The sequence below is a fragment of the Streptomyces sp. NPDC050418 genome (assembly GCF_044458745.1).
GTDB lineage: Bacteria > Actinomycetota > Actinomycetes > Streptomycetales > Streptomycetaceae > Streptomyces.
Genome location: NZ_JBITIG010000005.1, coordinates 177,312 through 195,236 on the forward strand (window position 1 = coordinate 177,312; position 17,925 = coordinate 195,236).

A 17,925-nucleotide genomic window follows, 5' to 3' on the forward strand; every position below is an offset into this window, starting at 1 on the left:
GGGTAACCCGCTCGCGTGGCGGATACACGGACCGCTAGCGTGCGGCGCATGAGTACTCCGGAATCCGCCGCGCATCCCCGTTTCGCCGAGGCTCTCAGCGGCCTCGGCCTCGACTCCGTGCTCACCGAGGTCCGCACCTTCCCGGACGCCACGCGCACCGCCGCGCAGGCCGCGGAGGCGATCGGCTGCGAGCTGAGCGAGATCGTCAAGTCGCTGATCTTCGCGGCGGACGGAGTGCCGGTGCTGGTCCTGATGGACGGCTCGTCGCGGGTCGACATGGAGCTCGTCCGGCGTGAGCTGGGCGCCGAGAAGGTGACGCGGCCGAACGCGGATGTCGTACGGGAGACCACCGGGTACGCGATCGGGGGTGTGCCGCCCTTCGGGCACCGCACGCGGACCCGGGTCCTGGCCGACCGCGGACTGCTCGACCACGCGGTCGTGTGGGCGGCCGCGGGCACTCCGCACACGGTGTTCCCGATGGACCCGAAGTCGCTGATCGCGCATGCGGGCGGCGCGCTGGTGGACGTGCGCGAGAAGTGACACCGCTCGTCGCCGCGGCCGTCGTCCTGGCGGCCGTCACCCACGCCTCCTGGAACGCGCTGGCCCACCACATCAAGGACCAGCTCCTCGCGTTCACCCTGATATCCGGCGGCGGGGCGCTGCTCGGCGGACTCCTCGCCGTGTTCACGCCGCTGCCCGCGGCCGGGGCCTGGCCCTGGCTGATCATCTCGGCGGTACTGCACGTCGCGTACCAGGCGCTCCTCATGCGGTCGTTCTCGCTGGGCGACTTCGGGCAGATGTACCCGATCGCCCGCGGCACGGCGCCGCTGCTCGTCACGGCCGTCGCGGCGGTCCTCCTCCACGAGCGCATCGGGGGGCTGCAGTTGGCGGGCGTCGCGGTGGCGTGTGCGGGGCTGCTCGGGCTCGCGCTGTGGGGGATCCACGGGGCGGGGAAGCGGCCGCAGTGGCCGGCGCTGCTCGCGGCGCTCGCGACGGGGGTGTCCATCGCGTCGTACACGGTCGTGGACGGTGTGGGCGTGCGCGCCTCCGGCACACCGCTCGGCTACATCGCCTGGCTGATGATCCTCGAAGGCATCGCGATCCCGGTCTACGCGTGGTACCGCCACCGCTCCCGACTGGTGCCGCTGCTCCGCCCGTTCGCGGTCCGCGGCCTCGTGGGCGCGGCGCTCTCGATCGTCGCGTACGGCCTGGTCCTCTGGGCCCAGACCCGCGCACCGCTCGCGCCCGTCGCGGCGTTGCGGGAGTCCTCGATCATTGTGGGGGCGGCGATCGGGGCCGTGCTGTTCAAGGAGCGGTTCGGGGCGCCGCGGATTGTGGCGGCGGGGGTGATGGCTGTGGGGATCGGGCTGATGTTGACGGCGGCGTAAGGGGGCGTCGTGGTGGCGGTCCGTGGCGCCTGCGGCGGGCTTTCTCCCCACCCCGCCCCTTCCCGAAACTGGGGGCTTCGCCCCCAGACCCCCTTTCGCGCTGAACGCGCTCGGCCTCAAACGCCGGCCAGGCTGAGACGGCTCAACCCAGCGCCGACCGAACCGCCCGCACCAACGCCTGCGCCCGAGGATCCGCAGTAACCCCCTTCTGCAGACCGTTCGTCGTGTACCCGAAGGCCACCCCCGACTCGGGATCCGCGAACCCCAGCGGCCCACCCCGCCCGGGGTGGCCGAAGGAGGAGGGGCCCAGCAAGGGCGAGGCGCCCGAGTGGAGCATGTAGCCCGGGCCGAAGCGGGTGTTGACGATCAGGGTGCGGTCGGGGCCGGCCGATTCCTCCGTGCGCGCGAGGGCGACCGTCGCGGGGGCGAACAGCGCCGGGCGGCCGTCGAGCGGGCCGATCAGGGAGGCGTAGAACCGGGCCAGCGCCCGCGCGTTGGCCATCCCGTTCGTCGCGGGCAGCTCCGCCGCCCGGTACGCCGCGGAGTTCTCGTCCGCGGGCGCCAGCGCCGCGAACGCCCGCCGCGTCAGCGAGGAGGGATCCGCGTACGCCTCGGACACCGCCCGCTTCGGCCGCAGCTTCAGACCGCCGGCGGCCGAGGGCGGGTCGACGCGCGTGACGCTCCCCGCCCGGTGCTCCAGCTCATCGGGCAGCCCGACCCACAGATCGATCCCCCGCGGCCCGGTGATCTGCTCCGCGAGCCAGGTGCCGAGGCTGCGCCCGGTGACCCGCCGTACCAGCTCACCGATCAGCCAGCCGTACGTATGCGCGTGGTAGCCGTGGTCCGTGCCCGGCTCCCAGACGGGCGCCTGCGCCGCGACGGCGCGCGGCCCGGCGGCCGGGTCCGTGAAGTCGACGGGCACGTCGAGGACGGGCACGCCCGCGCGGTGCGACAGAAGGTGCCGTACGCGCGTGTGCTCCTTGCCCGCCGCCTTGTACTCGGGCCAGTACGTGCCCACCGGCGCGTCGAGGTCGAGCTGCCCGCGCTGGTGCAGCAGCAGCGGGACGGCCGCCGCGACGCCCTTGGTCGCCGAACGGATCAGATGCAGGCTGTCCGGGACCCACGGCTCGGTGGAGTCCACGTCCCGCGTGCCGGCCCACAGGTCGACCACGGGCCGCCCGCCCTGGTACACGGCCACGGAGGCCCCGCGCTCGCCGCGCTCGGTGAAGTTGCGTACGAAGGCGTCGCGCACGCCCTCCCAGCCCGGTTCGACCGTGCCCTCGACCTCGACACCGCCCTGGACCCCGTCCACGTCACTGCTCCATTCCGTACGGCCCGATCCGGCCGCTCACCATGGTGCAACGTGCACGACGACCGCACGATTCCGGGGCCCGCGCCCCGGCCGGGTGCTCAGGCCCCGGCCCGTACCGACCGCGGATCGAAGCCGAACGGCAGCTCAAGACGGTGCGCGCGCATCAGCTCGTCGTCGGCGAGCAGGTCGCCCGTCGCGCCGTCCGCCGCGATGGAGCCGTCGCTGAGGATCAGCGCGCGCGGGCAGAGTTCGAGGGCGTACGGCAGGTCGTGCGTGACCATGAGGACGGTGACGTCCAACGAGCGCAGGATGTCGGCGAGTTCACGGCGCGAGGCCGGGTCCAGGTTCGACGAGGGTTCGTCGAGGACCAGGATCTCGGGCTCCATCGCGAGCACGGTGGCCACCGCGACGCGGCGGCGCTGCCCGAAGGAGAGGTGGTGCGGCGGGCGGTCGGCGAAGCCCTCCATGCCCACCAGGGACAGCGCCTTGTGGACGCATGCCTCGAGCTCCGGCCCGCGCAGCCCCGCCGCGGCCGGGCCGAACGCCACGTCCTCGCGGACGGTCGGCATGAACAGCTGGTCGTCGGGGTCCTGGAAGACGATCCCGACGCGGCGCCGCACCTCGGCGAAGTTGGCCTTCACCACGGGTGTCCCGGCGACACGGACGGTGCCCGCGCCGCCGCCGAGGATCCCGTTGAGATGCAGCACGAGCGTCGTCTTGCCCGCGCCGTTGGGTCCGAGCAGCGCGACGCGTTCCCCGCGCGCGATCGTGAAGTCGACGCCGAACAGGGCCTGGTGGCCGTCGGGGTAGGCGTACGCGAGGCCGGAGACCTCGAGCGAAGGAGCAGCCGTCACAGGAACCATCCCAACAGACAGACGAGCAGGGCGCAGACGGGAAGGGTCAGTGCGTACGACCACTGTGCGCGCGAGGCGGTCACCTCGTCGATCACCGGCATCGTGCCCGCGTACCCCCGGCTGACCATGGCCAGATGGACCCGCTCGCCCCTCTCGTACGAGCGGATGAAGAGCGCGCCGGCGGTCTTGGCGAGCACACCCCACTGCCGCACGCCGCGCGCCTCGAAGCCGCGGGACTCGCGGGCGATGCGCATCCGGCGCAGCTCGTCGGAGATGACGTCCCCGTAGCGGATCATGAACGAGGCGATCTGCACGAGCAGCGGCGGCAGCTTCAGGCGCTGCAGTCCGAGCAGCAGCTCGCGCAGTTCGGTGGTGGAGGCGAGGAGCACGGAGGCGGCGACGCCGAGGGTGCCCTTGGCGAGGATGTTCCAGGCGCCCCACAGACCGCTGACGCTCAGGGACATCCCGAGGACTTCGGTGCGCTCGCCCTGCGCGACGAACGGCAGCAGGACCGCGAACGCCACGAACGGCACCTCGAAGAGCAGCCGCTTGAGCAGGAATCCCGCGGGGATACGGGCCACCACCGCGACCGCGCCGAGCAGCACCGCGTAGAGCCCGAAGGCCCAGACCGCCTCGCGCGGCGTCGAGACGACCACCACGACGAAGCAGAGCACGGCGGCGAGCTTGCAGTGCGGCGGCAGCGCGTGCACCGGCGAGTGCCCGTGCCGGTAGAGCTTGTGGGCGTGGCCCGCACCCATGTCAGACGGTTTCCGGCGTACGGGACTGCGGGGGCGCGGCCTCGGAGGCACGCCGCTTGCGGACGACGAGGAAGACGCCCGTGCCGACGAGGACCGTGGCGCCGACACCGATGACGCCCGCGAGGCCGCCGGAGAGCCGTGCGTTGTCGACGTCCTTGACGCCGTAGTCGGCGAGCGGGGAGTCGGCGCTCGCGTGCTCGCGGTTCTCGGCGCCCTTGTCGAAGCCCTTGTCGGCCGCGACCTTCTCCAGGCCGTCGGGGCTCGCGGAGGCGTAGAAGGAGACGAAGCCGGCGAGCGCGAGGGACGCGACGAGCCCGGCGATCCACACCTTGCGCGGCGAGCGGACCGGCCCCGCGATGACCTCCGGCTGCGCGTCGACCAGCTCGCCGCCGACGCGCAGCTTGAGCGGGGTGGTGAGGCCGCGGGCGCCGTGCACGAGGTCGGGCCGTACGGCGATCACGGCGCCGACGGTCGCCGCGGTGATCGCGGCCTCGCCGATGCCGATCAGGGTGTGCACGCCGACCATGGCGGTGAAGACGGTGCCGAGCGGCACCTCGGTCACGCCGCCGATCGCGTACACGAGGACGAAGGCGGCCGCCGAGGCCGGTACGGAGACCAGCGCGGCGACGAAGGCGGCGACGGTCACCGAGCGGCGCTTCTTCGGGAGCACCTTGAGCAGGCCGCGGAACAGCGCGTACGCGACGACGGCGGTGACGACGCCCATGACCGTGATGTTCACGCCGAGCGCGGTCAGACCGCCGTCGGCGAAGAGCACGCCCTGCAGGAGCAGCACCACGGCTATGCAGAGCACGCCCGTGAACGGTCCGACGAGGATCGCCGCGAGCGCCCCGCCCAGGAGGTGCCCGCTGGTGCCCGCGGCGACCGGGAAGTTCAGCATCTGCACGGCGAAGATGAACGCGGCGACCAGGCCCGCGAGCGGCGCGGTGCGCTCGTCGAGCTCCCTGCGCGCACCCTTCAGCGAGACGGCGACGGCGCCCGCGGCGACGACCGCGGCCGCGGCCGAGACGGGTGCGTTGATGAATCCGTCGGGTACATGCATGGCAGAGGGCTCCACTCTGTGGTCAACCGTTCGATGATAGTGGCCTCCTGCGAACGGCTTGCAAGAGCGGGCTTGTCACAAATAGTGGCCGGGATCACTGCCAGGAGGCCCGAGCGGAGCTTTAAATCGGATGAATACGGGCATAACGAGATAATTGCCAGGTGAAAGCTTCTGCCGTGACCGACCGCGATCCGATCAGCCCCGAGGAGCCCGTCGATGGACCAGCAGCACGCGCCGGAAGGTGAGGTCTGCACGCGGGCCCACCTGGTCACGGACGACGACGGTGACGACACCCACCGCGCCGTCCGGGTCTCGCTGCGGCAGGTCCCCGAGGGCGAGGTGCGGATCGCCGTCGTCGGCGAGAGCGGCCCGACCTGGTCGCTGCCCCGCGATGTCCTCGAACAGGGCATGACGGCCCCGGCCACCAGCGGACCGGCCCGCGTCTGGCCGTGCGGCCGGGTCGCCACCGTCCTCGAATTCCACTCGGCGCAGGGCGTCGCGGTCCTGCAGCTCGACAACACCTGTCTCACCCGGTTCCTGAGCCGCACCGGCACGGGACGGACGCCGGTCACGCACTGAGAGCCGGCTGAAGCAGGCTCTCAAGATCACCCGCCGACCCGAGTTGCCGGGCCCCGTTCACCGGAAAAGCATGGGGAGGTGAGCGACTCCGCGATTTCTGTGAACTCGGCGTACTTCCGCTTCCCGCACCTCCACGGCGACCTGCTGTGCTTCGCCGCCGAGGACGACCTCTGGCTGAGCCCCCTCACCCCCGAGGGCGCGGTGCCCGAGCGGGCGTGGCGGCTGACCGTGGACCGGACCCGCGTCAGCCACCCACGGTTCTCGCCCGACGGCACGCACATCGCGTACACGACGTGGCGCAGCCTCGATCCGGAGATCCATGTCGTGCCGGTCGCGGGCGGATCCGCGCGCCGCCTCACCTACTGGGGCAACACCGACACCCGCGTGTGCGGCTGGTCCCCCGACGGGGACATCCTCGCCGTGGCCAGTCACGGCCAGCCCTTCTCGTACTTCTCGTGGGCCTACACCGTGCCGACCGACGGCTCCCCCGGCGGCAAGATGCCCTGGGGCCCGGTGAACGACATCGCCGTCGCCGATCTCGCGGGCGAGCGGCAGACGCTGCTGCTCACGGGCAAGCCGCCGCACGAGCCGGCCGCGTGGAAGCGGTACCGGGGCGGGGCGACGGGCCGCCTCTGGCTGCACGGGAAGCGGCTGCTCGACGACCTCGGCGGGCATCTCGCCTCGCCCATGTTCGTACGGGACCGGATCGCGTTCCTGTCCGACCACGAAGGCGTCGGCAACCTCTACTCGTGTGCGCCCGACGGCACCGATCTGCGGCGTCACACCGACCACGACGAGTTCTACGCCCGGCACGCGTCCAGCGACGGCGAGCGGGTGGTCTACCAGTGCGCCGGTGACGTGTGGATCGTGGACGACCTGTCGCCGGAGTCCCGTCCGCGCCGCCTGGAGCTGCGCCTGGCCGGGCCGCGGGTGGGGCGGCGGCCCTACCAGGTGCCGGCCGCGAACCATGTCGACGGGATCTCGGTGGACACCACGGGCCGCGCGAGCGCCGTCTGCGTCCGCGGCTGCCTTTACTGGCTGACCCACCGCGACGGGCCGGCCCGCACCATCGTCGACACCCCGGGGGTGCGGGTGCGGCTGCCCGAGATGCTGGGGACCGGCGGGCAGGTCGCGTATGTGACGGACGCGGACGGCGAGGACGCCGTGGAGATCTCGTATCTGCCGCGCGCCAGCGGCGACCGCTCCCCGCGCCGGCTCGCCTCCGGTGAGCTGGGCCGGGTGCAGGAGCTTGTCTCCGACCCCGACGGCGAGCGGATCGCCATCGCGTCGAACGACGGACGGCTGCTCCTGATCGATGTCACCGAGGAGTCGAACGGGGAGGTCACCGAGCTGATCAGGTCGGTGAACGGGCCCGTGCGCGACCTCTCGTTCTCGCCGGACGGGGTCTGGCTGACCTGGTCGCATCCGGGGATCGGCCGCTCGCTGCGGCAGATCAAGATGGCGCGGATCGTGGGGCCCGGCGCACGCTCGGTCATCGATGTGACCAACGGGCGCTTCGAGGACGAGAACCCGGTCTTCACCAGCGACGGCCGCTTCCTCGCGTTCCTGTCGTGGCGCGGTTTCGACCCGGTCTACGACGTCCACACCGGCGACCTCTCCTTCCCGCTCGGCTGCCGCCCCTACCTCGTACCGCTCTCCTCGGCCACGCCCTCCCCCTTCGCCCTGTCGCCCGACGGGCGGCCCGCAGCGGGCGGGCTCGATCCGGTCGAGGGGGACAGCAGTGACGGGACGGTGCTTGTGGAGCTGGAGGGGCTGGCGGACCGGGTCACGCCGTTCCCCGTGGCGGCCTCCAAGTACTCCTCGCTCGCGGCCGTGAGCGGCGGCGGTCTGGTGTGGCTGCGGTGGCCGATCTCGGGTGCGCTCGGCGAGACCTTCGCCAATCCCGCCGACACCTCCGGGCGTCCGACGCTCGAGTACTTCAACATCGCGAAGGCGAAGAAGACCGAACTCGTCGGCGATCTCGACTGGTTCGCGGTCAGCGGTGACCTGAGCCGGCTCGTCGTGGTCGACGAGGGCGAGCTGCGGGCCGTGCCCTCCACCGAGACCGGGGACAGCGACTCCACGGTCTGGATCGATCTGCGCCGTATCGTCCACGAGGTCGATCCGCCCAGCGAATGGCGGCAGGCCTACGACGAGGCCGGGCGCATCATCAAGCACCTGTTCTGGGAGCCGGACATGTGCGGGATCGACTGGCGGGGCGTCCTCGACCAGTACCGTCCGCTGGTCGAACGGGTCGCGTCCCCCGACGAGTTCGCGGATCTGCTGCGGGAGGTGCTCGGCGAGCTCGGCACCTCGCACGCGTACGTGACGCCCGCGCGGCGCAACGAAGGGCCGCCGCACTACCAGCGCGCGCAAGGGCTGCTGGGTGCCAACCTCGTCTGCCGCGACGGGCAGTGGCTCGTCAAGCGGGTCCTGCCCGGCGACAACTCCGACTCCAAGGCCCGCTCCCCGCTGGCCGGTCTCGGTCTGCGCGAGGGCGCGGTGCTCACGCACGTCAACGGGCGCCCGGTGGACCCGGTCGCGGGCCCGTACCCGCTGCTGGCCGGGACGGGCGGCACGACCGTGGAGCTGACGTTCACCCCCGCCGAAGGCGAGGGCCGCGCGCGCCGCGTCGCGATCGTCCCCCTCATCGACGAACGCCCCCTGCGCTACCAGGACTGGGTCTCCAAGCGCCGTGAGGTCGTACGGGACCTGAGCCACGGGCGCTGCGGCTACCTCCACATCCCCGACATGGGCGGTTCGGGCTGGGCGCAGTTCAACCGCGACATCCGCATGGAGGTCTCGCGTCCGGCGCTGATCGTGGACGTACGCGGCAACGCGGGCGGACACATCAGCGAGCTTGTCGTGGAGAAGCTCACGCGCTCGATCCTCGGCTGGGACCTGACCCGCGACGCCCAGCCCGTCTCGTACGCGTCGAGCGCGCCACGCGGCCCGATCGTGGCCCTCGCCGACGAGGCGACATCCTCCGACGGCGACATGATCACGGCCGCGTTCAAGCTGCTCGGCCTCGGGCCCGTGGTCGGCCAGCGCACCTGGGGCGGCGTGGTGGGCATGACGGGCCGCCACCGCCTGGGCGACGGCACGGTGATCACGGTTCCGATGAACGCGGCGTGGTTCGACGAGTACGGCTGGTCGATCGAGAACCACGGCGTCGAACCTGACGTCGAGGTCCTGCGCACTCCCCTGGACTGGGCGGAGGGCCGCCACGCGCAGCTGGACGACGCGGTCGGCCTGGCCCTGGAGCTCCTCGCCCAGGACCCGGCGGCGGTCCCCCCGGACCTATCGGCGGTCCCGGACCGCCGCCGCCCCAAGTTGCCGCCGCGGATCTGACGTGCCCTGCCGGTACAGCCCTTGGCAGGACTGGGCTGACACAGGGTGACGGAGATCGAAATGCGAGGTATGTCCCGGCGTGCCACGCTGGTCGAGGCCCAATCCCCTCACCCACCTCAGGAGTGAATCCACATGGGCATCGCTGACCAGTTCAAGGACAAGGCCTCCGAGCTCGCCGACCGCGCCAAGGGCGCGATGGGCGAAGAGAGCGAGAAGGGCGCCGACCAGGCCCAGCAGATGGGCCAGGAAGCGCAGCAGCGCGGCGCACAGCAGGCCGAACGCGGCGCCGAGCAGGCGCAGCAGTACGGCCAGGAGGCCCAGGAGCGCGGCCAGCAGCAGGCCGAACGCGGCCAGCAGCAGTCGGAGCGCGGCCGGCAGCAGGAGTCCTCGAAGAGCGCGTACCAGAACGCCTTCGACGAGTCGAAGGACTACGACTCCTGACGCAGCGCACGCGCGTCACACCCTGCGCTTGAAGAGGGCGCACCCGGAGGTCCCGGGTGCGCCCTCTGTCATGCGGAAAGGCTCACGAACTGCGTGCGCTGCGCCCGACCTCGTCCGCCGCGCCGCCCGCCCCGACGAGCCCCTTGCTCACCGAGCCCGTGCGCCCGTCGAAGCGCCGCATCTCGCGCGCCCCGACCGTCCCGATGATCGACGGCAGGTACCCGCGCATCGACTGCATCCCGCGCAGCCACCACTGCCCGTACACATGCGCCGAACGCCGCTCGATCCCGGCGACGATCCGGTCCACGGCCGGACCCAGCGGATACGTCTTGTTGGCCGGCCAGGGCAGCCGCCCGCGCAGCTCCCGCATCACGTCGTCCTGGTCCGCGCCGCGCACCATGTCCGTGTCGGTCCAGGACAGATAGCCGACCCCGACCCGTACGCCCTTGAAGCCGACCTCGGCCCGCAGGCTGTGCGCGAAGGCCTCGACGCCGGACTTCGAGGCGCAGTACGCCGTCATCATCGGCGCCGGCGTGATGGCCGCGAGCGAGGCGATCTGCAGGAAGTAGCCGCGGGACTCCATGAGCACCGGCAGGAACGCCCGCCCGGTCACGGCCGACCCGATCAGGTTGACCTCGATGACGCGCCGCCACGCGTCCGGGTCCGATTCGACGAACGGACCGCCCGCCGCGACCCCGGCGTTGGCGACCACGATGTCCACCTTGCCGAAGCGCTCCTTGACCTCCTGCGCGACCCGCGCCATCGCCTCGTGGTCGGTGACGTCGGCGGTCCAGCAGTCGGACTCGGTGTGCAGCTTCGAGCTGACCTCCTTGAGGAGCTCCGGCTCAAGACCGACCAGCGCGACCTTCGCCCCGCGTGCCGAGAGCTTGCGTGCGAGCAGCTCCCCGACACCGCGCGCGGCCCCGGTGACGACGGCGACCTGTCCTTCGAGGGCGACCTTGCTCATGCCCCCTCCTTCACTTCGGCGTGGGACGCCACCACGAGGTGGGCGGCGACGAGTTGACGTATCTGCGCGGTGACGAGGTCGGGCGCCTCGACCGGGGTCATGTGCCCGATCCCGGGCAGCTCCGTGTAACCCTCGCAGTGCGGCAGCGCGGCCACGATGGCGCGTGCGGCCTCCGGCGGCGTCATCCGGTCCGTGGCCCCGGCGATCACGGCGGTGGGAGCCGTCAGCCGCGCGAGGTTCGCGTGGATCGCGAGCGAGGCGAGCACCCGCCCCCACCCCTGCCGTACCCCGCGCGGGCAGGCGTGCACGATCCGGGTGCAGGCGTCGATCTTGTCGCGCGCGGATCCGGGCCCCATCGTCGCGTACCGCAGGACCGCCTTCGCGACCGGCGTGACGGGCCCGAGCGGCGCCTTGGAGTGCAGAAGTCCGCGCGTGAGCCGCGTCCGCAGCCTGCCCGCCCGCAGCGGCATCACCGTCGACACCTCGGCGAGCCGCTCCGTGCCGGTGCTGCACAGCAGCACGGCGGCCGCGTGCTCCTCGGCCTTCGGCCGCCCGGCGGCCGCCATCAGCGTCATCCCGCCCATCGAGTGCCCGACGAGCACGGCCTGTTCACCGGGCTCGAGGGCGGTCGCGAGCACCGCTTCGAGGTCGTCCACGAGCGCGGCCACGCTGTATCCGGTCGGCCCGGCGGGCACCGGGGAGCGCCCGTGACCGCGCTGGTCGTACGCGATGACGCGGTGGTCGCGCGCCAGCTCCCGTATCTGCGCGGCCCAGAACGCCGTCGAGCAGGTCCAGCCGTGCACGAGCACCACGGCCGGGGCAGCGGGATCGTCGACGGGGCCGTGCACCTCGACATGCAGCCGCGAGCCGTCGGCGGAGACGGCGACCAGTTCACGGGCGGCGGCGGGCGGGGCGTAGGGCCCGGACATCACATGCATCAGACGGCTCATGCCTCGGCCTTCTCTGTACGGGAGGTGGGACCGGCTTCCGCGCGGGAGGCGGAACCGGCGGCGGTGGTCACGGACTTGGGCGGGCGTACGACCTCGTACTCGGCGAGGTCCACGTGCCGGGTCGCGGACCGGAACTCGGTGGTGGTGCCGGGCCAGACGGTGGTGTTGACCCCGTTCTCGTCCAGGTACCAGCTGTTGCAGCCGCCGGTGCTCCACACGGTGCGCTTCATCCGCTCCTGCACGCGCCGGTTCCACGCGTTGACCGCGGACGGGCGTGCGGCGAGGGCGACTTGGCCGCCCAACGTCTCCAACTGGCGTACGTAGTCGGCCATGTAGTTCAGCTGGGACTCGATCATCAGGATCATCGAGGAGTTCCCGAGCCCGGTGTTGGGCCCGATGATCGTCATCCAGTTGGGGAAGCCGGCGGCGGTCGCGCCGCGCAGCGACTTCATCCCGTCCTTCCAGCTCTCCGCGAGCGTCCGCCCGTCGTGGCCGACCACGCGCTCGGCGATCGGCATGTCGGTGACGTGGAAGCCGGTACCGAAGACGATCACGTCGGCCTCGGTCTCGGTGCCGTCCGCGGCGACGAGGGTGTTGCCCCGTATCTCCGCGAGACCGCTCGCGACGACGTCCACATTGGGCCGCGCGAGCGCCGGGTAGTACGTGTTGGACAGCAGGATCCGCTTGCAGCCGATGCGGTACGCGGGCGTCAGCTTCTCCCGCAGCACCGGGTCCTTGACCGCCCGGTACATGTTCCGCTTGGCCAGCGACTCGATCAGGCCCAGCTCACCGGGCCGCTTCGTGAACGCCTGGACCTGCAGCTCCCGTATGCCCCACAGGATTCCGCGCCGGGCCTTGGCGGTGAACGGCAGCTGCCGGTGCAGCCAGCGCTCCGCGCCCGTGATCGGCCGGTCCGCGCGCGGCAGCACCCACGGCGGGGTGCGCTGGAACAGCGTGAGGCGCCCGGCCTGCTGCTGGACCTCGGGCACGATCTGGATCGCGGACGCCCCGGTCCCGATCATCGCGACGCGCTTGCCCCGCAGGTCGTAGTCGTGGTCCCACTGCGCGGAGTGGAAGATCTTGCCCTCGAAGGTGTCGATGCCCGCGATGTCCGGGATCTTCGGGTCGGAGAGCGGCCCGGTCGCGGACACGACCACATCGGCGGTCAGGGTTCCGCCGGCCGTCTCCACCACCCAGTGCAGCCGCTCGGCGTCCCATCGCATCTGCTTGACCTCGGCGTTCAGGCGCAGATGAGGCCGCAGCCCGAAGGTGTCGGCGACATGCTCCAGATACGCCCGGATGTGCTCCTGGCCGGAGAAGGTGCGCGGCCATTCGGGGTTGGGCGCGAAGGAGAACGAGTACAGATGGCTCGGCACGTCGCAGGCGCAGCCCGGATAGCTGTTGTCGCGCCAGGTGCCGCCCACCGCGCCGGCCCGCTCCAGGACCACGAAGTCCGTGACGCCCTCGCGCCGCAGCCGGACCGCCGCCCCGAGCCCGCCGAAGCCGGACCCGATCACCGCCACCCGCACATGCTCGTGTTGCCGCCCGCCCTGCTCCCCGCCCTGGTGCCCGGCCATGCAGCCCGCCTCCCGAAGTACCCGGTGTGTACGCAACCGCGCCAGTAACCACTGGCATAGTGGGGAGAGTAGAGCAGCGCCGTACTCATGGGTAGGGGTTCGGCGGACTCATCTCACCGACTTGTTACCGGCGGTACGACATAAGGTGCTCGACGTGGCGGAGAAGGCGAAGGAACAAGGCGTACGCGAAGGGGTCCGCGAGTACCGGATGACGGAACTCGCGGAGGCGGCCGGCATCACCGTGCGCACCCTGCGCTTCTACCGCGAACGCGGCCTGATCCCGCCACCACGCCGCGAGGGGCGCCTCGCCTGGTACGACGAGCACCACCTGGCCCGGCTGCACACCATCGCGGCGATGCTGGAGCGCGGCCACACCCTCTCGGTCATCGCCGAGCTGAACGAGGCCCTGGAGACGGGCCGCGACGTCAGCGAGATCCTCGGCATCAACCCCACCGAGGAGACCCCGGTCCGCCTCAGCCCCGAGGAACTGGCCGACGCCTTCGCCGGCGAGGTCACCCCGGAGAACCTCGCCGCGGCCCTCGACCTCGGCTACCTCGCCCCCGACGGCGAGGAGATCGTGCACATCAGCCGCCGCCTCCTCGACGCCTCCACGGCCCTGGTCCGCGCGGGCGTCCCGCTCGCCGAGGTCATGCAGGCGGGCGCCCGCGTACGCGAACACGCGGACGCCCTGGCCGAGCTCTTCCTCAGCACCGTCCGCACCCACGCCCCGTCCGAGAGCATCGAGAAGCTGCGGCCACTGGCGAAGGCGGTGGTGGAGGCGGAGCTTTCGCTGGCCCTGGACCGCCGGCTGGCAGCCGAGGGCGACTGACCGGCCGACGTTCCGCTACCTGGGCAGCCACCAACGGGCCTTGTAGATCCCTCCATCGGCGAGTACGGGACGCCGCTCGGGCAGGTGCATGTCAACCTTGGTCGTCCACCATGTCTCCTCAAGCCCAGGCTCCGGCACCGTACTCACCACCTGCCCGGTCCACGGATCGTCCCCCACCGCCTTCACCTTGGCCCGGTTGATCACCTCGGCCCCCGCGAAGTCCTGCACGAACTCCCCGCGCCGGATGTCGTACTGGAACACCGCCGCGTTCGTGGTCACCCACAGCCGCCCGCGCCGGCCGGCCACCGGGAACAGGTCGTGCCCGCCCGGCTTCGCCCCCGGCAGCGCCAGCGCCGACAGCTGCGCGAGCTCCGGGTGGGCCGGGCTCCCGCCCACGCGGTACGTGACCAGCTCGTCGTCGCCGATCGCCCACAGCACCCGCCGCTCACGGTCCCAGTGCAGCCCGTGCGCCCCCTTCAGCACCACTTCCGCGTACGGGACATCACGCCCGCCCTGCGACGCCGCGTACACGCGGACCCGCGCACCTGTGCTGCAGGCCACCGCGACGTTCCCGTCCGGCAGGATCTCCATGCTGTGCGGATTCAACAGATCGTCACCGGGCCCAAGACCGGCCGCCCAGTACCGCCGCCCGCTCGGCACCTCGACCGCCGCCGCGAAGCCGAACGACGCGCAGGTCAGCAGCAGCGTCCGCCCGCGGAACCGCCGCACCTTCGCCTCACTCGGATACACCCAGCTCACCTCGGGCAGCACATCCGCGTACCGCCCGTCCCCCAGGGGCGAGAACGCCCATATCGCTTCCCCGGCGGTCCACGCGGACCGCGCCGAATCGAGTACGAGTATCTGCTTGGACGCCTGGTCGGTGACCACGACGGGCGCCCCGCTCCTCCGCTCCGAGGCATGGGCCGCGGGAGCACCCAGCAGCGCGGCTCCCACCCCCGTACCGACCGCACCGAGCATCACCGAACGCCGAGACCATGACATGAAGTCCCCCTACGGAAAGGGCAGTTGACGTTGCCGGACCGTACGCCCGGCAACGCTGCCACACCGCCTGGGAACCGAGAACCCCGCGAGAGGGCGCTCGCCGCTTCTCAGGCCCCGTAGACGACCGTCACCGGCGCATGGTCCGACCAGCGCTCCTCATGCGTGGCCGCCCGCTCGACAAAGCCCTTCACGGCCCGCTCGGCCAACCCCGGAGTCACGACCTGGTAGTCGATCCTCCAACCTGTGTCATTGTCGAAAGCCCGCCCGCGGTACGACCACCACGAGTACGGCCCTTCGGCATCCGGGTGCAGAGCCCGCACCACATCCACGTATTCCGTCTCGAAGACCGTGCCGAGCCAGTCCCGCTCCTCCGGCAGGAAGCCGGAGTTCTTGCGGTTGGCGCGCCAGTTCTTGAGGTCCGCCTCCTGGTGCGCGATGTTCCAGTCGCCGCAGACCACGACCTCCCGGCCGTCCGCGGCGGCCCGCGCCTTGAGCTCCGTCAGATACGTACGGAACTCGGCCATGAAGCGGTACTTCTCGTCCTGCTTCTCGGTGCCGACCTCGCCGGACGGCAGATACAGGCTCGCGACCGTGACGCCCGGCAGGTCGATCTCCACGTAGCGGCCGCTGGTGTCGAACTCGTCCGAGCCGAAGCCGGTCTGCACGCGCTCGGGCGCGCGGCGCGAGTAGATCGCGACGCCGGCGCGTCCCTTGGCGACGGAGGGGGCGAGGACGACGTGCCAGCCGTCCGGCTCCCGTACCTCGTCGGGGATCTGCGCGGCCTCGGCCCGCACCTCCTGCAGGCAGACGACATCGGCGCCGGTCTCCGCGAGCCACTCGGCGAAGCCCTTCTTGGCGGCGGCGCGGATCCCATTCACGTTCACGGAAGTCACAGTCAGCACCCCGGCACGATACCGGCACACTGGATGAGTCCCACTCCGCCAGATCGCATAGAAGTACGATGTCTCGCATGAACATACAGCCGGTGCGCTATGACCACCCGGACGCCATCAAGCTCAATGACCAGGTGCAGCTGGAGTACATGGAGCGCTACGGCGACCCCGAGGGCGACATCACCCCGCTCGACGCCGCCATGTTCGTCCCGCCGCAGGGCCTCTACCTCCTGGCGTACGACGCCGAGGGCCGCCCGGTCGCGACCGGTGGCTGGCGCAGCCAGTGCGCCGCGGGCGACGAGGGGTACGCGGACGGGGACGCCGAGCTGAAGCGCATGTACGTGGTCCGTGAGGCCCGGGGGCTCGGCCTCGCGCGCCGGGTCCTCGCCCTTCTGGAGGAGGACGCGCGGGCCGCGGGCCGGGTCCGGATGGTTCTGGAGACGGGCACCGAGCAGCCGGAGGCCATCGCGCTGTACACGTCGAGCGGCTACGAGCCGTGCGAGAAGTTCGGCCACTACCGGACGTACGAGAGCAGCCGCTGCTTCGCCAAGCCGCTGGCCTGACCGGCGGGAAGCCCCTGCCAGGCCCTTGCGATGCCCCCGCAAAGCAAGAACCCCGCCGGGGATTCCCGGCGGGGTTCTCAATTGCGGTGGACCTGTGGGGATTTGAACCCCAGACCCCCTCGATGCGAACGAGGTGCGCTACCAGACTGCGCCACAGGCCCTTGCAACGAGTGAAACCTTAGCACCCCGATCGGGGTACTCAAAAATCCGTTCCGCGCTGGTCAGCCCCGCGGCCCGGATCGGGGCTCACTCGTTGGCCGCGCGCGGACGCTCCGGGTCCGCGTACTGGTCGAAGAGCGGGGTGCGGCCGCGCTCGCGCGAGCGGCGGCCCGAGGCGGCGCGGCGGGCGGCGGCCTGGGCGTCGGTGGGCTTGGCGGGGCGGGCCTCGGGGGTCTCCGAGGCCGCTTCCGCGGTCTCCTCCGCGGCGGCCTTCGCCGGGCGCGCGGCCGCGGCGCCGGCGGCCGACGAGCGGGCCGAGCTCCAGGTGTCCGGTGCGCCGAGGTCGACCTCGCCGTGCGCGCGGGGCGCGACGGGCGCGGTGACGTACGTGGGCAGCGGGACGGGCACGGGCTCCCAGCTGTCGCCGCGGGCGCCGCCGCGCTGCCGTTCGCGCTGCTGGTCGACCCACTCGGCGTGGTCGGTCTGCTCGACGAGGGCACGGCGGTCGGCGGCGAGGTCGGGGCCCGTGGGGCCCTCTTCGCGTGCGGCCGGTTCGCGGCGTCGTGCCGCGCTGCGCTCGCGCACGCGGCGGGCTGCGGCCTCGGCGCGGCGGCGGTCCATGACGTACGCGAAGCGGCGGCGCTCCTGTGCGCGCAGATGAAGGATGTACGCGCTCAGGAGGACGGCAGGGGCGGCGGGCGCCCACAGGAACGCGAGCCCGCCGACCGCGGCGACGACCGCGCCGAGCGTGAACGCGAGGAAGAGCACCATCGTGGTGCGGCGGCGGCGCGCGAGCACCTGCGAGCGCCGGGCGCGCGCGGCGGCCTGGGGGTCCGGGCGGCGCGCGGCCTTCGGCTCGGGCCGGCGGGCGGCCGGGGCCTCGGGGGCCGGTGCGGACGGGGCGGGTTCGGGGGCCGGTTCGGGGGCGGAAGGCGCGGCGAAGGACCGGACGTCCACGGATCCCGTCACGGGATCCGTCCCGACCGGCTCCGACCCGGGCTCGTCGCTCTCGCCGCGGGACTTGAGGCCCTTGGCGTAGCGGCGCTCCATGCCCGCCCGTCCGGACAGCAGACGGATGGCGGTGCTGAAGCGTTCCGTCGGACGGGCTTCGTTGAGCTCGTCCTGCCTACGGAGCCACATCGGCACCAAGTAGGCGGCCCAGGCCCCGACGATGACTGCGTAGATGAGGCCGCTGCTGCTCACGCCTCACACGGTAGAGGGGTTTCGGTGAGGCCATCTGCC

17 protein-coding genes and 1 tRNA gene are annotated in these 17,925 nt (G+C 72.2%); 7 read left to right on the forward strand and 11 right to left on the reverse strand.

The annotated features are described in order from the left end of the window. Positions 1-48 precede the first annotated feature (48 nt). Together ACIBI4_RS13565 and ACIBI4_RS13570 are read left to right on the forward strand one after the other, a co-directional pair. The gene (locus ACIBI4_RS13565; protein ID WP_399203952.1) at positions 49-540 is read left to right on the forward strand and encodes a YbaK/EbsC family protein; all 492 of its coding nucleotides are present in this window, start codon (positions 49-51) and stop codon (positions 538-540) included. Then, positions 537-1,388, forward strand: coding sequence for an EamA family transporter (locus tag ACIBI4_RS13570; RefSeq protein WP_399203953.1), 852 nt, complete (start codon positions 537-539; stop codon positions 1,386-1,388). Before ACIBI4_RS13565 ends, ACIBI4_RS13570 begins: the two co-directional genes overlap by 4 nt. A gap of 142 nt (positions 1,389-1,530) precedes the next feature. Here ACIBI4_RS13570 and ACIBI4_RS13575 read toward each other — a convergent pair whose 3' ends face one another. The 4 genes from ACIBI4_RS13575 to ACIBI4_RS13590 all read right to left on the reverse strand — a co-directional run bounded on the left by ACIBI4_RS13575 (position 1,531) and on the right by ACIBI4_RS13590 (position 5,372). Beyond that, complete coding sequence (locus ACIBI4_RS13575; RefSeq protein ID WP_399203954.1) at positions 1,531-2,700, reverse strand: serine hydrolase domain-containing protein; 1,170 nt, start codon at positions 2,698-2,700, stop codon at positions 1,531-1,533. A 98-nt stretch (positions 2,701-2,798) separates the two neighbouring features. Beyond that, a complete protein-coding gene (locus ACIBI4_RS13580) occupies positions 2,799-3,563 on the reverse strand; it encodes an energy-coupling factor ABC transporter ATP-binding protein (RefSeq protein ID WP_399203956.1) in 765 nt (254 codons plus the stop codon). After that, positions 3,551-4,312, reverse strand: a complete 762-nt coding sequence (cbiQ, locus tag ACIBI4_RS13585; protein ID WP_399203957.1) for a cobalt ECF transporter T component CbiQ — start codon at positions 4,310-4,312, stop codon at positions 3,551-3,553. The genes ACIBI4_RS13580 and cbiQ overlap by 13 nt, the downstream gene beginning before the upstream one ends. 1 nt (position 4,313) lies before the next feature. Continuing rightward, a complete protein-coding gene (locus tag ACIBI4_RS13590) occupies positions 4,314-5,372 on the reverse strand; it encodes an energy-coupling factor ABC transporter permease (RefSeq protein ID WP_399203958.1) in 1,059 nt (352 codons plus the stop codon). A 216-nt stretch (positions 5,373-5,588) separates the two neighbouring features. On the opposite strand from ACIBI4_RS13590, the gene ACIBI4_RS13595 reads away from it, so the two are divergent. The 3 genes from ACIBI4_RS13595 to ACIBI4_RS13605 all read left to right on the forward strand — a co-directional run bounded on the left by ACIBI4_RS13595 (position 5,589) and on the right by ACIBI4_RS13605 (position 9,743). Next, positions 5,589-5,951: an SsgA family sporulation/cell division regulator gene (locus tag ACIBI4_RS13595; RefSeq protein WP_399203959.1), complete on the forward strand. Its 363-nt coding sequence runs from the start codon at positions 5,589-5,591 to the stop codon at positions 5,949-5,951. A gap of 93 nt (positions 5,952-6,044) precedes the next feature. Beyond that, positions 6,045-9,302 (forward strand): S41 family peptidase, encoded by a 3,258-nt coding sequence (locus tag ACIBI4_RS13600; protein WP_399204304.1) that lies wholly within the window; start codon positions 6,045-6,047, stop codon positions 9,300-9,302. Positions 9,303-9,434: 132 nt separating this feature from the next. Then, positions 9,435-9,743 (forward strand): hypothetical protein, encoded by a 309-nt coding sequence (locus ACIBI4_RS13605; protein WP_399203960.1) that lies wholly within the window; start codon positions 9,435-9,437, stop codon positions 9,741-9,743. Positions 9,744-9,825: 82 nt separating this feature from the next. Here ACIBI4_RS13605 and ACIBI4_RS13610 read toward each other — a convergent pair whose 3' ends face one another. From ACIBI4_RS13610 to ACIBI4_RS13620, 3 genes are read right to left on the reverse strand one after another with little or no spacing between them, the layout of a single operon-like run. Further along, complete coding sequence (locus ACIBI4_RS13610; RefSeq protein WP_399203961.1) at positions 9,826-10,710, reverse strand: SDR family oxidoreductase; 885 nt, start codon at positions 10,708-10,710, stop codon at positions 9,826-9,828. Further along, the gene (locus tag ACIBI4_RS13615) at positions 10,707-11,660 is read right to left on the reverse strand and encodes an alpha/beta fold hydrolase (protein WP_399203962.1); all 954 of its coding nucleotides are present in this window, start codon (positions 11,658-11,660) and stop codon (positions 10,707-10,709) included. Before ACIBI4_RS13615 ends, ACIBI4_RS13610 begins: the two co-directional genes overlap by 4 nt. Continuing rightward, the gene (locus tag ACIBI4_RS13620; RefSeq protein ID WP_399203963.1) at positions 11,657-13,237 is read right to left on the reverse strand and encodes a flavin-containing monooxygenase; all 1,581 of its coding nucleotides are present in this window, start codon (positions 13,235-13,237) and stop codon (positions 11,657-11,659) included. The genes ACIBI4_RS13615 and ACIBI4_RS13620 overlap by 4 nt, the downstream gene beginning before the upstream one ends. A gap of 208 nt (positions 13,238-13,445) precedes the next feature. Here ACIBI4_RS13620 and ACIBI4_RS13625 point away from each other — a divergent pair, with 208 nt between their 5' ends. After that, positions 13,446-14,066 (forward strand): MerR family transcriptional regulator, encoded by a 621-nt coding sequence (locus ACIBI4_RS13625; RefSeq protein ID WP_399204305.1) that lies wholly within the window; start codon positions 13,446-13,448, stop codon positions 14,064-14,066. A gap of 15 nt (positions 14,067-14,081) precedes the next feature. Here the strand turns inward: ACIBI4_RS13625 and ACIBI4_RS13630 are convergent, their stop codons facing one another. Together ACIBI4_RS13630 and ACIBI4_RS13635 are read right to left on the reverse strand one after the other, a co-directional pair. Then, complete coding sequence (locus ACIBI4_RS13630; protein WP_399203964.1) at positions 14,082-15,068, reverse strand: DUF6528 family protein; 987 nt, start codon at positions 15,066-15,068, stop codon at positions 14,082-14,084. Between the two features lie 107 nt (positions 15,069-15,175). Next, on the reverse strand, positions 15,176-15,991 hold the full coding sequence (locus tag ACIBI4_RS13635; protein ID WP_399203965.1) for an exodeoxyribonuclease III: 816 nt from the start codon (positions 15,989-15,991) through the stop codon (positions 15,176-15,178). 47 nt (positions 15,992-16,038) lie between these two features. On the opposite strand from ACIBI4_RS13635, the gene ACIBI4_RS13640 reads away from it, so the two are divergent. Then, positions 16,039-16,524, forward strand: a complete 486-nt coding sequence (locus tag ACIBI4_RS13640) for a GNAT family N-acetyltransferase (protein WP_399203966.1) — start codon at positions 16,039-16,041, stop codon at positions 16,522-16,524. An 87-nt stretch (positions 16,525-16,611) separates the two neighbouring features. Here the strand turns inward: ACIBI4_RS13640 and ACIBI4_RS13645 are convergent. Together ACIBI4_RS13645 and glpR are read right to left on the reverse strand one after the other, a co-directional pair. After that, positions 16,612-16,685 (reverse strand) — tRNA-Ala (locus ACIBI4_RS13645). A gap of 85 nt (positions 16,686-16,770) precedes the next feature. Next, positions 16,771-17,886 (reverse strand): gephyrin-like molybdotransferase receptor GlpR, encoded by a 1,116-nt coding sequence (glpR, locus tag ACIBI4_RS13650; RefSeq protein ID WP_399203967.1) that lies wholly within the window; start codon positions 17,884-17,886, stop codon positions 16,771-16,773. Positions 17,887-17,925 lie beyond the last annotated feature (39 nt).